The organism is Pararhizobium sp. P1_E7, assembly GCF_056405855.1.
In genome coordinates this window covers 1-13,476 of the sequence record NZ_JBFUBH010000025.1, presented here as the reverse complement: position 1 = coordinate 13,476, position 13,476 = coordinate 1, and the positions used below count along the sequence as shown (strand labels likewise).

The 13,476-nt window shown below is 63.4% G+C and carries 12 protein-coding genes and 1 pseudogene; 11 read left to right on the top strand and 2 right to left on the bottom strand.

The features are described 5' to 3' along the window. Positions 1-19: 19 nt before the first annotated feature. Positions 20-123, top strand: a pseudogene (locus AC1D17_RS19590) (GntR family transcriptional regulator); the annotation flags it as partial. 49 nt (positions 124-172) lie between these two features. Here the strand turns inward: AC1D17_RS19590 and AC1D17_RS19585 are convergent. Continuing rightward, positions 173-1,183, bottom strand: coding sequence for an AraC family transcriptional regulator (locus tag AC1D17_RS19585; protein ID WP_477567002.1), 1,011 nt, complete (start codon positions 1,181-1,183; stop codon positions 173-175). A 195-nt stretch (positions 1,184-1,378) separates the two neighbouring features. Here AC1D17_RS19585 and AC1D17_RS19580 point away from each other — a divergent pair, with 195 nt between their 5' ends. The 10 genes from AC1D17_RS19580 to AC1D17_RS19535 all read left to right on the top strand — a co-directional run bounded on the left by AC1D17_RS19580 (position 1,379) and on the right by AC1D17_RS19535 (position 12,265). Continuing rightward, on the top strand, positions 1,379-2,146 hold the full coding sequence (locus AC1D17_RS19580) for a 3-hydroxyacyl-CoA dehydrogenase (RefSeq protein WP_477567001.1): 768 nt from the start codon (positions 1,379-1,381) through the stop codon (positions 2,144-2,146). A gap of 21 nt (positions 2,147-2,167) precedes the next feature. Next, positions 2,168-3,355 carry an acetyl-CoA C-acyltransferase gene (locus tag AC1D17_RS19575; RefSeq protein WP_477567000.1) on the top strand — a complete coding sequence of 396 codons (1,188 nt, stop codon included), beginning with the start codon at positions 2,168-2,170 and terminating at the stop codon, positions 3,353-3,355. A 15-nt stretch (positions 3,356-3,370) separates the two neighbouring features. Then, complete coding sequence (locus AC1D17_RS19570) at positions 3,371-4,498, top strand: acyl-CoA dehydrogenase family protein (protein ID WP_477566999.1); 1,128 nt, start codon at positions 3,371-3,373, stop codon at positions 4,496-4,498. 67 nt (positions 4,499-4,565) lie between these two features. Continuing rightward, positions 4,566-5,798, top strand: a complete 1,233-nt coding sequence (locus tag AC1D17_RS19565; protein ID WP_477566998.1) for a thiamine pyrophosphate-dependent enzyme — start codon at positions 4,566-4,568, stop codon at positions 5,796-5,798. 1 nt (position 5,799) lies between these two features. After that, complete coding sequence (locus AC1D17_RS19560) at positions 5,800-6,813, top strand: alpha-ketoacid dehydrogenase subunit beta (protein WP_477566997.1); 1,014 nt, start codon at positions 5,800-5,802, stop codon at positions 6,811-6,813. A gap of 2 nt (positions 6,814-6,815) precedes the next feature. Further along, entirely contained in the window at positions 6,816-8,087 is a 1,272-nt protein-coding gene (locus tag AC1D17_RS19555; protein WP_477566996.1) for a dihydrolipoamide acetyltransferase family protein, read from the top strand. Between the two features lie 4 nt (positions 8,088-8,091). After that, entirely contained in the window at positions 8,092-9,483 is a 1,392-nt protein-coding gene (gene lpdA, locus AC1D17_RS19550) for a dihydrolipoyl dehydrogenase (protein ID WP_477566995.1), read from the top strand. Further along, a complete protein-coding gene (locus tag AC1D17_RS19545) occupies positions 9,467-10,570 on the top strand; it encodes an enoyl-CoA hydratase/isomerase family protein (protein ID WP_477566994.1) in 1,104 nt (367 codons plus the stop codon). Before lpdA ends, AC1D17_RS19545 begins: the two co-directional genes overlap by 17 nt. Beyond that, positions 10,567-11,457 (top strand): 3-hydroxyisobutyrate dehydrogenase, encoded by an 891-nt coding sequence (mmsB, locus tag AC1D17_RS19540; protein WP_477566993.1) that lies wholly within the window; start codon positions 10,567-10,569, stop codon positions 11,455-11,457. The genes AC1D17_RS19545 and mmsB overlap by 4 nt, the downstream gene beginning before the upstream one ends. Before the next feature lie 37 nt (positions 11,458-11,494). Beyond that, complete coding sequence (locus AC1D17_RS19535; RefSeq protein WP_477566992.1) at positions 11,495-12,265, top strand: enoyl-CoA hydratase; 771 nt, start codon at positions 11,495-11,497, stop codon at positions 12,263-12,265. 59 nt (positions 12,266-12,324) lie between these two features. On the opposite strand, the gene AC1D17_RS19530 is transcribed toward AC1D17_RS19535, so the two are convergent. Continuing rightward, positions 12,325-13,080 carry an MBL fold metallo-hydrolase gene (locus AC1D17_RS19530; protein ID WP_477566991.1) on the bottom strand — a complete coding sequence of 252 codons (756 nt, stop codon included), beginning with the start codon at positions 13,078-13,080 and terminating at the stop codon, positions 12,325-12,327. Positions 13,081-13,476 lie beyond the last annotated feature (396 nt).

The following is a 13,476-nucleotide window of genomic DNA, read 5'->3' as shown; positions in this document are numbered from 1 at the left end:
GCCGCCGCCGTTGGCGAGCGAGGAAATGATTTCGGCGCTCGAAGCCGGCGACAAGGCCGCCTCTCCGAGGTGCTTGGCCGGCACCTGTTCAATGCCTGGAACAGGGTGCGGGCATCGCCTTGAGCAACTGGCACGTTTGATCTGACCAGCACCCCTGAACCGACTTGCGACCCTATCCGCTGCTGGGCGTTGCTGTCTCCCGCCGGAACGCTGCCGGGCTCTTTGACGTCCACTTTCGGAAGGCGCGGTGGAAGGCGCTTGGTTCGGAATAGCCAAGTTGCGCGGCGACCTCTCCGACGCTGGCATCGCTGTTCAGCAGCATCTCGATGGCAAGGTCGCGGCGGATCTCGTCCTTGATGCCGGCATAGCTTTGACCTTCACCTTGCAGGCGATGGCGCAGCGTCGACGAAGACATGTGCATCTGCCTGGCGAGAGCGCTAAACCCGGACCAGGCCGCCGGCGCCTGCTGGCGCAGGCGCTTGCGCACAGCGGCTGCAAGACCGGCGTCATAGCGGTAGCGCACGAGAATATTGGCGGGCGCTCCGCGAAGAAACTGTTTCAAGGCCTGTTCGGTGCGAACAATCGGCAGTTTCAGCACCGCACGATCGAAGGCGAGGCGGCTGACGGGTTGTGAAAACTGTACAGGCGCACCGAAGAAGAGGCGGTAGTCGGCGCCCTCCAGCGGTTCGGTGCAGCGAAAATCCACCCTGCGGATCGGGATGCGGCGCCCGACCAGCCAGCAGGTGATACCGTGCAGCAGGATCCAGTAGGTCCGGTAGGCAAAGGCCGAACGGGCCTTGCCCTTGTCCGTCAGTACGATTTCAGCGAGCCCATCGCGGGTGACGAGTTCGCCGCTCGGATCCTCAAGCACCACGCCGAGAAAACGAAGCGCACGCCGCAAGGCCTGATCCAGCGTCTTCGCATGCAGCACGCAGTGACAGAGGAGCGTAAAACTGCCGCTGCGCATCGGCCGCTCGCCCATGCCGAAGAACTCGTCGTCCACTTCGGCCGCGACCGCCAGCCACAACGCACCGTAGCTTTCGGCGGAAATCGGCTTTTCCACAACGGGCGGCAATCCCAGCGAAGCCAAAAGCGGCGCTGTCGGCTTGCCTGCGCGGCGCAAGCAATCGAGCGCCTCCTCGACAAACGAGGGCGAGATCATCCGCCGGTCCGCGTCCACCATCGGCCTTCCTCTCATATGGCAAAACCGGCCGAAAAATGAAGGACAGTTCTGTCATCGCTTGCAATACCGCGCGAGCGTAAAGTTCTGCAAGATGCTATGATTAAAATCAGGCATGATGGGCGGAACGCGGCGGGGAGGCTGCATGACGTATCAAGGACAGGCTGCCGCGCGCCTTCGTACAGCAAGGGCAGCGCCATGAATATTTCCGGTAAGGTTTTTGTGGTGACCGGCGGCGGTTCCGGTCTTGGTGCGGCCGTCACCCGCCTGCTGGCTGGGGCTGGCGCCCGCATTGTCGTCGCCGATATCAACCAGGATGCCGGCGCGCAGATCGCTGCCGATCTCGGATCGAGCGCGCGGTTCATCCGCACCGACGTCACCAGCGAGGCCGACGGGCAGGCCGCGATCGGAGCAGCGCTCGAGACCTTCGGCCACCTGCATGGCCTGGTGAACTGTGCCGGCGTTGCGCCGGGCGAAAAGATGCTTGGCCGCGACGGTCCGCATCGCCTCGAAAGCTTTGCGAAGGCGATCGGCATCAATCTGGTCGGTACATTCAACATGATCCGTCTTGCCGCCGCCGCCATCCAGACGCAGGAACCGGACGGCGAGGGCGAACGCGGCGTCATCGTCAACACGGCCTCTATCGCCGCCTTCGACGGACAGATCGGCCAGGCGGCCTATTCGGCGTCCAAGGGTGGCGTCGTCGGCATGACGCTGCCGATCGCCCGCGAGCTTGCCCGCTACGGCATCCGCGTCGTTACCATCGCACCCGGCATTTTCGAAACGCCTATGATGGCCGGCATGCCGCCCGAAACCCAGGAAGCGCTCGGCAAGAGCGTGCCGTTTCCGCCGCGCCTCGGCCGCCCGGATGAATTTGCCGCTTTGGTGCGCCATATTTGCGAAAATACCATGCTGAATGGCGAGGTCATCCGCCTTGACGGCGCGCTGCGCATGGCGCCGCGTTGAGGCTGGTTCCTGGAGGTTGAAATGACACTGCATGATCCCATCGTCATCGTCGGCTCCGCCCGCACCGCCATGGGCGGTTTCCAGGGCGACCTGAAGGACGCGACAGCGCCTGAACTTGGCGCCGCAGCCATTCGTGCCGCCCTGGAGCGCAGCGGCGTTGCGCCGGATGCGGTCGAAGAAGCGGTGTTCGGCTGCGTGCTACCGGCAGGGCAGGGGCAGGCCCCGGCAAGGCAGGCGGCGATCGGCGCTGGCCTGCCCTTTTCGACGGGCGCCAGCACCGTCAACAAGATGTGCGGCTCGGGCATGAAGGCCGCGATGCTGGCGCATGACCTGATCCTGGCGGGCAGCGCCAGCATCGCGGTTGCCGGCGGCATGGAAAGCATGAGCAATGCGCCCTATCTGCTGGATCGTGCCCGCGGCGGCTACCGGCTCGGCCATGGCCGTGTCATCGACCATATGTTCCTCGACGGGCTGGAGGATGCCTATGACAAGGGACGCCTGATGGGGACATTCGCCGAAGACTGCGCCGAGGCCTACCAGTTCACCCGTCCGGCACAGGACGATTTTGCCGTGACGTCGCTCARCCGCGCGCAGAAAGCCATCCGCGAGGGCCTTTTCGACGCCGAGATCACGCCTGTCATCATCAAGACGGGAAAGACGGAGCAGGTCGTCGAGCGCGACGAGCAGCCGGGCAAGGCAAGGCTCGAAAAGATCCCGACCCTGAAACCCGCTTTTCGCGAAAACGGCACGGTGACAGCCGCCAATGCCAGCTCGATTTCCGATGGCGCAGCGGCGCTGGTGCTGATGCGCCGCTCCGAGGCCGACCGCCGGGGACTGTCGCCCCTTGCCACCATCGCCGGCCACGCAACCCACGCGCAGGCGCCCAATCTCTTTGCCACCGCCCCGATCGGCGCTCTGAAAAAACTCAGCGAACGCACCGGCTGGGACCTCACAAATGTCGACCTGTTCGAGATCAACGAGGCTTTCGCCGTCGTCGCCATGGCGGCGATGCGCGATCTCGACCTGCCGCACGACAAGGTCAATGTGCATGGCGGCGCCTGCGCGCTCGGCCATCCTATCGGCGCATCCGGCGCCCGTGTCATTGTCACATTGCTGGCGGCCCTTGAGCGCTACGATCTGAAGCGCGGCATGGCCTCGCTCTGCATCGGCGGCGGCGAGGCGACGGCGATTGCGGTCGAGCGGCATTAGGGAGGGCGCCGGTCAATGATCCTGTCTGAACAGCAAATCCAGATTCGCGACATGGCTCGCGATTTTGCCCGCGAGCGGCTTATGCCGGGTGCCGCCGAGCGCGACGTGTCGCATGCGTTTCCAAAAGACGAGCTGAAGGAGATGGGCGAACTCGGCTTCCTCGGCATGCTGGTGCCGGAAGCCTATGGCGGCTCGGAAACCGGCACTGTTGCCTATGCCGTGGCGCTTGAGGAAATCGCTGCCGGTGACGGCCCCTGCTCGACCATCATGAGTGTGCACAGTTCGGTCGGCTGTGTGCCGATCCTGAAATTCGGCACCGAGGAACAAAAGCAGCGCTTCCTGCCGAAACTGGCCTCCGGGGAATGGATCGGCGGCTTTGCCCTGACCGAGCCGCAGGCCGGCTCGGATGCCTCGAACCTGCGCACCCGCGCCCGCCGCGACGGCGATCATTATGTGCTCGACGGCGCCAAGCAGTTCATCACCTCAGGCAAGAACGGCAACGTTATCATCGTCTTCGCGGTCACCGATCCCGATGCCGGCAAAAAGGGAATTACCGCCTTCATCGTGCCGACGGATACGCCAGGCTATGAGGTCGTTCGCGTCGAACACAAGCTCGGCCTGCATTCCTCCGACACCTGCCAGATCGCCTTTACCAACATGCGTATACCCGCTGACCTGCGGCTGGGCGCCGAGGGAGAGGGCTACAGGATCGCGCTTGCCAATCTCGAAGGCGGCCGTATCGGCATCGCCTCGCAATCGGTCGGCATGGCGCGCGCCGCCTTCGAGGCCGCCCGCGATTATGCCCGCGAACGCATCACGTTCGGCAAGCCGATCATCGAGCATCAGGCCGTCGCCTTCCGCCTTGCCGACATGGCGACGCAGATCGCGGCGGCACGGCAGATGGTGCTGCACGCCGCCGAACTCAAGGAAGCTGGAGAGCCCTGTCTGACGGAAGCCTCCATGGCCAAGCTGTTTGCTTCGGAAATGGCGGAAAAAGTCTGCTCGGACGCGATCCAGATCCATGGCGGCTACGGATACATGTCGGATTATCCGGTCGAGCGCATCTATCGCGATGTCCGCATCTGCCAGATCTATGAGGGAACAAGCGACGTGCAGCGCATCGTCATTGCGCGTAGTCTATAAAACAAGAGACCCCGCTTTCCGGGAGTGAGCAAGGAAAGCTTGGGTCCAAGAGGAGGAAGAGCACGGCATGACCGAGTTCCCGCAATTGAGCCTGCATGTTCCGGAACCCGCCGTCCGCCCCGGCGGCATGCCGGATTTTTCCAACGTCAATATAGCCAAGGCCGGCTCCGTCCCGCGCCCCGAGATCGATGCTGCGCCGGAAGACATCCGCGATCTCGCCTATTCGATCATTCGCGTCTTGAACCGCGACGGCGAAGCCGTCGGACCATGGGCAGGCCTCTTGTCCGATGAGGAACTGCTCACCGGCCTGCGCAACATGATGAAGCTCAGGGCCTTCGATGCCCGCATGCTGATGGCGCAGCGGCAGGGTAAGACCTCCTTTTACATGCAGCATCTGGGCGAGGAGGCCGTCAGCTGCGCCTTCCGCAAGGCGCTGAAGAAGGGCGACATGAACTTCCCGACCTATCGTCAAGCGGGGCTGTTGATCGCCGACGATTATCCGATGGTCGAGATGATGAACCAGATCTTCTCGAACGAAAGCGATCCGCTGCGCGGCCGCCAGCTGCCGATCATGTATTCCTCCAAGGAGCATGGCTTCTTCACGATCTCCGGCAACCTCGCCACCCAATATGTCCAGGCGGTCGGCTGGGCCATGGCGTCGGCGATCAAGAACGACACCAAGATCGCAGCCGCCTGGATCGGCGACGGCTCGACGGCTGAATCAGACTTTCATTCGGCGCTGGTCTTTGCCTCGACCTACAAGGCGCCGGTCATTCTCAACATCGTCAACAACCAGTGGGCAATCTCGACCTTCCAGGGCATCGCGCGCGGCGGTTCTGGAACGTTTGCAGCCCGCGGCCTCGGTTTCGGCATTCCGGCCCTTCGCGTCGATGGCAACGATTATCTCGCCGTCTATGCCGTGTCCCGGTGGGCGGCCGAGCGCGCCCGGCGCAATCTCGGCCCGACGCTGATCGAATACGTCACCTACCGCGTCGGCGCTCATTCGACCTCGGACGACCCGAGCGCCTACCGCCCGAAAACGGAATCCGAAGCCTGGCCGCTCGGCGATCCCGTCCTGCGCCTGAAGAAGCACCTGATCGTGAAAGATGTCTGGTCGGAGGAACGCCACGTGCAGGCAGAAGCCGAAATCTTGGACGAGGTGATCCAGGCGCAGAAGCAGGCGGAAGCACACGGAACGCTGCATGCGGGTGGAAAGCCGTCCGTGCGTGATATCTTCGAAGGCGTTTACGCCGAGATGCCGCCCCATATTCGCCGCCAGCGGCAGAAGGCAGGATATTGATATGGCCAGAATGACGATGATCGAGGCCGTGCGCAGCGCCATGGACGTTTCGATGGAGCGCGACGATGACGTGGTCGTGTTCGGCGAGGATGTCGGCTATTTCGGCGGCGTCTTCCGCTGCACCCAGGGACTTCAGGCAAAATACGGCAAGACCCGCTGCTTCGATGCGCCGATTAGCGAAAGCGGCATTGTCGGCACGGCGATCGGCATGGCCGCCTACGGCCTGAAACCCTGCGTCGAAATCCAGTTCGCCGATTATATGTATCCGGCCTATGACCAGATCACCCAGGAAGCCGCCCGTATCCGCTACCGCTCGAACGGCGATTTCACCTGCCCGATCGTACTCAGAATGCCGACCGGCGGCGGCATTTTCGGCGGGCAGACGCACAGCCAGAGCCCGGAGGCACTGTTTACCCATGTCTGCGGCCTGAAGGTGGTGGTTCCATCCAATCCCTATGATGCCAAGGGCCTGCTGATCGCCTCGATCGAAGACCCAGATCCCGTGATGTTCCTCGAACCGAAGCGCCTCTACAACGGCCCCTTCGACGGCCATCATGAAAGACCGGTGACGCCCTGGTCCAGGCATGAACTGGGCGAGGTACCGGAAGGTCACTATAGCATCCCGATCGGCAAGGCCGAAATCCGCCGGCAGGGCTCTGCGGTCACCGTTGTCGCCTATGGCACCATGGTCCACGTTGCGCTGGCCGCTGCCGAAGAAATGGGCATCGATGCGGAAGTGATCGACTTGCGCAGCCTTCTGCCGCTCGATCTCGATACGATCGTGCAATCGGTCACCAAGACCGGCCGCTGCGTCGTCGTGCACGAGGCAACCCTGACTTCAGGCTATGGCGCCGAACTTGCAGCACTCGTGCAAGAACATTGCTTCTATCATCTGGAGGCCCCCGTCGTCCGCGTCACGGGCTGGGACACGCCCTATCCGCATGCGCAGGAATGGGATTATTTCCCCGGACCCGGCCGTGTCGGACGCGCGCTCGCCGAAGTCATGGAGGCGTGACCATGGGTGAATTTGTCATCAAGATGCCGGATGTCGGCGAAGGCGTGGCGGAAGCCGAACTCGTCGAATGGCATGTAAAGCCCGGCGATCCCGTCCGCGAAGACATGGTGCTTGCCGCCGTCATGACCGACAAGGCAACGGTTGAAATCCCGTCGCCGGTCACGGGCACTGTTCTTTGGCTCGGCGCCGAGATCGGCGATACCGTTGCCGTCAAGGCGCCATTGGTCCGCATTCAGGTCGCAGGCGAGGGCGGCGAGGCGGATGCGGTTCCGATGGCCGAAACGGTGAGCGTCGAAACTGCCGAACAGCCCGCCGCAAAGGTGGAAACCCCGCCGCCGGTCGAGATCAGGAAATCCGCTCAGGCCGCGCCGGTTGCCCGCGCTGCGGCGCAGACACCTCAAGAAAGGCCGCTTGCTTCGCCTGCCGTGCGCCTTCGGGCACAGGAGGGCGGCATCGACCTGCGTCAGGTGACGGGCACCGGCCCGGCCGGGCGCATCACCCATGACGACCTCGACCAGTTCCTTGCCCGTGGCGCGCAACCGCAACCGGCGCCCGCGGGCCTTGCCCGCAAAACCGGCGTCGAGGAGATCAAGGTCACCGGCCTGCGCCGCCGCATCTCGGAAAAGATGGTGCTGGCGACGTCACGCATTCCCCATATCACCTATGTCGAGGAAATCGACGTCACCGATCTGGAAGACCTGCGCGCGACGATGAACGCCGGCCGCAAGCCGGACCAGACGAAACTGACGATCCTGCCCTTCCTGATGCGGGCAATGGTCAGGACCATCGATGAACAGCCCGTCGTCAATGCCACCTTCGACGACGACGCCGGCATCATCAGCCGACACGCAGCCGTGCATATCGGCATCGCCACTCAGACGCCGGCGGGCCTAACCGTGCCGGTGGTGCGCCATGCGGAAGCGCGCGGCATCTGGGAGTGCGCGGCCGAACTGGTGCGACTGGCGGAAGCCGCCCGCACAGGCTCGGCATTGCGTGAAGAACTCTCCGGTTCGACCATCACGATTACCTCGCTCGGCGCCATGGGCGGCATCGCCACCACACCGATCATCAATCACCCGGAAGTGGCGATCGTCGGCGTCAACAAGATCATGACCCGCCCGGTCTGGGACGGAAGCCAGTTCATCCCGCGCAAGATGATGAACCTGTCGTCCAGCTTCGACCACCGGGTGGTGGACGGCTGGGATGCGGCGACCTTCGTCCAGCGGATCAAGGTCCTGCTCGAAACCCCCGCGCTGATTTTCATTGAAAGCTGAGCCCATGAAAGAGATCGTCTGCAAACTTCTCGTCATCGGCGCAGGCCCGGGGGGCTATATCTGCGCCATCCGGGCCGGGCAGCTCGGGGTCGATACCGTCATCGTCGAGGCCGTCAAGGCCGGCGGTACCTGTCTCAATATCGGCTGCATTCCCTCCAAGGCACTCATCCATGCTGCCGAGGAATTCGAGAAGGTCAGCCATATGGCTGATGCCAAAAGTCCGCTCGGCATCACTGTCGAGACGCCAAAGCTCGACCTCGCCAAGACCATCGCCTGGAAGGACGGCATCGTCGGCCGGCTAAACAGTGGCGTGCTCGGCCTGCTGCGCAAGGCCAAGGTCAAGATCGTCCATGGCCGGGCGCAATTCCGCGACGGCAAGACCGTCGAGGTCGAGACGGAAACCGGAACGCAGGTCATCCGCGCAGAAACAGTCGTGATCGCCACAGGTTCTGAGCCGGTCGAACTGCCGTTCCTGCCCTTCGGCGGCCCGGTGATTTCTTCCACGGAAGCTCTGTCTCTGAAAACTGTGCCGCAAAAGCTGGTCGTGGTCGGAGGCGGCTATATCGGACTTGAACTGGGCACCGCCTTTGCAAAACTGGGCTCCGAGGTGACCGTTGTCGAAGCGACGCCACAGATCCTGCCGCAATATGATGCCGAGCTGGTCAAGCCGGTGGCCAAGCGGCTCGCCGATCTCGGCATTCGTGTTTTGACCGGTGCCAGCGCCAAGGGACTTTCGGGCAATGCGCTGCTGATCGAGACCGCCGAAGGTAGAGAAGAACAGCTTGAGGCCGACAAGATCCTCGTGACCGTCGGCCGCAAGCCGCGCACGGAGGGATGGGGACTGGACGAGCTGGACCTAGACCGCGCCGGCAAATTTCTGCGCATCGACGACCGGTGCCGGACCTCGATGCGCGGCATCCACGCCATTGGCGACATCACCGGCGAGCCGATGCTGGCCCATCGCGCCATGGCGCAGGGCGAGATGGTCGCCGAAATCGTCGCCGGCAGGAAACGCACATGGGACAAGCGTTGCATTCCGGCCGTCTGTTTTACCGACCCGGAAATCGTCACTGCCGGCCTGTCGCCGGACGAGGCGCGTGCGCAGGGTTACGACGTCCGTGCCGGGCAATTCCCGTTCAATGCCAATGGCCGCGCCATGACCATGCTCTCGGAAGACGGTTTCGTGCGCATCGTCGCGCGTGCGGACAGCAATCTCGTTCTCGGCATCCAGGCCGTTGGCGCCGGTGTTTCCGAGCTGTCGAGCGCCTTTGCGCTGGCAATCGAAATGGGCGCCCGCCTCGAGGACGTCGCCGCGACGATCCATGCGCATCCGACACGCAGCGAAGGCTTCCAGGAAGCCGCCTTGAAAGCCCTTGGCCATGCCCTCCATATCTGAAACCGCCACCGCTGAACCCGAGACACTGGTTGAACGCCACGGCGGGCTCGGCCGTATCCGGCTCAACCGCCCCAAGGCGCTCAACAGTCTGACACTGCGGATGGTGCGCGACATCGAGGCGGCACTGGACGATTTCCAGGATGACCCGGCCATTGCAGCCGTGCTTGTCACCGGCGAGGGGGAGCGCGGCCTTTGCGCCGGCGGCGATATCCGCGCCATCTATAACGGCGGGAAAGCCGGCTCGGACGCGCCAACGACGTTCTGGCGCGAGGAGTACACGCTCAACGCCCGCATCGGCCGCATTCCGAAACCCTATGTCGCCGTCATGGACGGCATCGTCATGGGCGGCGGTGTCGGTATCTCCGTGTATGGCAGCCACCGGATCGTCACGGAGCGCACCCGCCTTGCCATGCCGGAAACCGGCATCGGCTTTTTCCCGGATATCGGGGCATCGTGGTTCCTGACACGCCATGCAGGCGAGCTGGGAACCTATGCCGGCCTGACCGGCGAACCGCTCGGCCCCGCCGACGCCATCCTCGCCGGCCTTGCCGATGTTTTTGTCCATTCCGGGCGGCTTCCGGCCTTGATCGAGATGTTGGCATCACTGCCAGCGGGAACTCCGCGTGAAGCGGTTTCAGCCGCGATCGAAGGCTGTTCAGAAATGCCGCCAGCCGGTGTTCTCGAACCCGTGAGAGAAGCAATCGACCGCCTCTTCGACTTCGACACCATCGAAGACATTCTGGAGGCGTTGCGCCGGGATGGCAGTCCTTTCGCCGAAAAGGCCCTGTCCGTTCTTTCGGTCAAATCACCGCTCAGTCTGAGCGTCACGCTGCGGCTGCTACGGCTTGGCCGGCAAACCGCACGGCTGGAAGACTGCCTTGAACGGGAATTTGCGGCAACGGCCGCGGTTCTGCGCAGCCATGATTTCTACGAGGGCGTGCGTGCCGCGGTGATCGACAAGGACCGCAATCCGCAGTGGCGGCCGGCCCGGCTTGCCGATGTCACCGCAGCCGATATCGACGCCTATTTCCAGCCATCTGCCCACCCGCTTTTTGCGGATATGATCAAGGAAGGATCACGAACATGACGATCGGCTTTATCGGTCTCGGTCATATGGGTGGCCCGATGGCCGCCAATCTCGTCAAGGCAGGCCATGCGGTCAACGGTTTCGATCTTTCGCAGCCGCTGCTGGAGGAAGCGCGCAGCAAGGGCGTCACCGCCTGCGCGTCGCTTGGCCAAGCCGTCGCGGGCGTCGATACGGTCATCACCATGCTTCCCGCCGGCAAACATGTCCTGTCGGTCTGGCAGGAACTGGTGGCAGTGGTCCCATCCGGCACGCTTTTGATCGACTGCTCGACCATCGATATCGACAGCGCCCGCAAGGCGCATGAGATGGCGGCCGGGAAGGGCTGCCCGTCGCTCGATGCGCCCGTATCCGGCGGAACGGGCGGCGCCGCTGCCGGTACGCTGACGTTCATGATCGGCGGCGGTGAGGATGTGTTCTCGAAGTCTCAGCCGGTCTTCCAAGCGATGGGAAAGCGCATCATCCATTGCGGCGGACCGGCGGCAGGGCAGGCGGCCAAAATCTGCAACAACATGATCCTCGGCATCAGCATGATCGCCGTCGGCGAGGCCTTCGTACTCGGCGAAAAGCTCGGCCTGTCGCATCAGGCGCTTTTCGATGTCGCCTCGGTATCGTCGGGCCAGTGCTGGTCGCTCAGCACCTACTGCCCGGTGCCCGGCCCGGTTCCCACGTCGCCGGCCAACAACGGCTACAAGCCGGGCTTTGCCGGTGCGCTGATGCTGAAGGACCTGAAGCTTGCGCAGGAGGCAGCGCAGTCGGCCGGCGCCACGACGCCGCTTGGCGCCAAGGCCGCCGAGCTTTACGCGCTGTTCAACGAGCTTGGAAACGCCGACAAGGATTTCTCCGGCATCATCGACATGCTACGGCAACAATCCGGCAGCACCGCCTGACAAAAACCTTGAACCGTCCGCCAAGAGGATCACGCCCATGGAAAAACCGATCATCGTCGAACAGCAGGACCGGGTGGTCATCGTTACGCTGAACCGGCCCTCTGCCCGCAACGCGCTCAATTCCGAGATCATGAACGCACTGGCGACCGAACTTGCGCCGCTTGACCGCGACCCGGGCGTCGGTTGTTTCGTGCTGACGGGCTCCGACAAGGCCTTTGCCGCAGGCGCCGATATCAAGGAGATGGCCGGCAAGTCGTTCCCAGACATGTTCGGCGAAGACTTCTTTGCCGCCTGGGACCGGTTCGCATCCTTCCGCACGCCGAAGATCGCTGCGGTCTCCGGCTATGCGCTCGGCGGCGGCTGCGAACTGGCGATGATGTGCGACATGATCTTTGCCGCCGACACGGCCATGTTCGGCCAGCCCGAGATCAAGCTCGGCGTCATCCCCGGCATGGGCGGCTCGCAGCGGCTGACCAAGCTGGTCGGCAAGGCAAAGGCGATGGACATGATCCTGACGGGACGAATGATGGATGCGGCCGAGGCCGAGCGCTGCGGGCTTGCCGCCCGCGTCCTGCCGGCAGACAAGCTCATGGATGAGACGCTGGCCGCCGCCCGCACGATCGCCGGTTACGGCAAGGCCGCCACCATGGCGGCGCGCGAGGCGGTCGATCGCGCGCTCGAAGGCGGCCTGCGGGAAGGCATCCTGTTCGAACGCCGCATCTTCCACGCGCTGTTCGCCACCAGCGACCAGAAGGAAGGCATGGCCGCCTTCATCGAAAAGCGTCCCCCGCAGTTTCAGGGCAAATAGAATTTCGGCCGATATACGATGCGCTGAAGGGGCCGGCCTTCAGCGCATTACCTACCCGGTTAGGGCCGGTTCAGAACCACCGTCTCACCATCCGCAGGTATCAGCAGCCGCGACGGCGTGATGCCCCTTTCATCTGCGGCCTGGCGCAGGTCCTGACGGCTGATCGTCGCATGATCGAGCGCCTCCATATGGGTGGCGATGACGATCGCATCCGGCGCCGCTTCACACACGGCAACCGTTTCCTGAGCGTCCATGACGATCAGATCGCCATCCCAGCGTGCGCCGCAGGAATGGGTGACGATAATATCCGGCTTGGTATCGCTGATCACAGCCGCCACCGGCGGATAAAGCACCGTATCACCGGCCCAATAGAGAGATGGCTCGCCCGCCGCCTCAAGGCTGAACCCCATGACCGGCCCCATCAGCTCGACCACCGGCCCGAGCCCGTGGCTACCTTCGCGGCGCGTCAGCGTCAGCCCCTCCCAGGTTGCGCTTTCGGTCAGCGGCATCACATTGGTGAACCCCGCCTCGCGGATCGTCGCCTCATCGCCCGGCTGACAGAAAAGCGGCAGATGTTTCGGCACGCGCTCCATGGCGACGCTATCGAAATGATCGTCATGCAGGTGTGAAACGATCACCAGTTCCACGCCCTTAAGAATATCGTCGATCTTAGCTGGAAGCTCGACCATCGGATTGGGCGACCGGCCGGTAAACGACGGCAGGCTGTGTTTCGGCGCCAGATAGGGGTCTATCAGTACGGTACGCCCGGCATAGTCGAGCTTCAACGTGGCGTTGCGGAACAATTGAAGTTTCATGGGGGATTTCCTGGCGCAGAATTGGCGGATATGTTCGGCCGCCATCCTCACCACGGCCACGGTAAAATCAAGCCCCGAAAGAGAGGGGCATCAAAACCCGGGGAGAGTGACATTCCAACTTTGCAGAAACAGGACACTTTAACTTTGCGGCTACAGGTTCTGTCAAAGCTGGTTAGATGCGCGACGTCGCCAGCCAGTTAGAAATGCGACACTCAGCATCTCCGCTGGCGCTGACGGCAGCCCCCGATCCGACCGGCTGGGCCGGGTTGCGAGGGAGGAGCGGGGGCGGGTGAAGGACACCCCTTCGGCTTTAGCTTTGAGACTATGAGTGCCAGCGGTTCATTCCGCTGCCTCCATGCGCGCCAGCGCCTGCTGCCTTTTGGCAATGACCTCAGG

Bases quoted from the DNA above. Each gene is read 5' to 3' on its own strand.
- AC1D17_RS19585 (WP_477567002.1), bottom strand. From the start codon at position 1,183: ATGGTGGACGCGGACCGGCGGATGATCTCGCCCTCGTTTGTCGAGGAG.
- AC1D17_RS19580 (WP_477567001.1), top strand. From the start codon at position 1,379: ATGAATATTTCCGGTAAGGTTTTTGTGGTGACCGGCGGCGGTTCCGGT.
- AC1D17_RS19570 (WP_477566999.1), top strand. From the start codon at position 3,371: ATGATCCTGTCTGAACAGCAAATCCAGATTCGCGACATGGCTCGCGAT.
- AC1D17_RS19565 (WP_477566998.1), top strand. From the start codon at position 4,566: ATGACCGAGTTCCCGCAATTGAGCCTGCATGTTCCGGAACCCGCCGTC.
- AC1D17_RS19560 (WP_477566997.1), top strand. From the start codon at position 5,800: ATGGCCAGAATGACGATGATCGAGGCCGTGCGCAGCGCCATGGACGTT.
- AC1D17_RS19555 (WP_477566996.1), top strand. From the start codon at position 6,816: ATGGGTGAATTTGTCATCAAGATGCCGGATGTCGGCGAAGGCGTGGCG.
- lpdA (WP_477566995.1), top strand. From the start codon at position 8,092: ATGAAAGAGATCGTCTGCAAACTTCTCGTCATCGGCGCAGGCCCGGGG.
- AC1D17_RS19545 (WP_477566994.1), top strand. From the start codon at position 9,467: ATGCCCTCCATATCTGAAACCGCCACCGCTGAACCCGAGACACTGGTT.
- mmsB (WP_477566993.1), top strand. From the start codon at position 10,567: ATGACGATCGGCTTTATCGGTCTCGGTCATATGGGTGGCCCGATGGCC.
- AC1D17_RS19535 (WP_477566992.1), top strand. From the start codon at position 11,495: ATGGAAAAACCGATCATCGTCGAACAGCAGGACCGGGTGGTCATCGTT.
- AC1D17_RS19530 (WP_477566991.1), bottom strand. From the start codon at position 13,080: ATGAAACTTCAATTGTTCCGCAACGCCACGTTGAAGCTCGACTATGCC.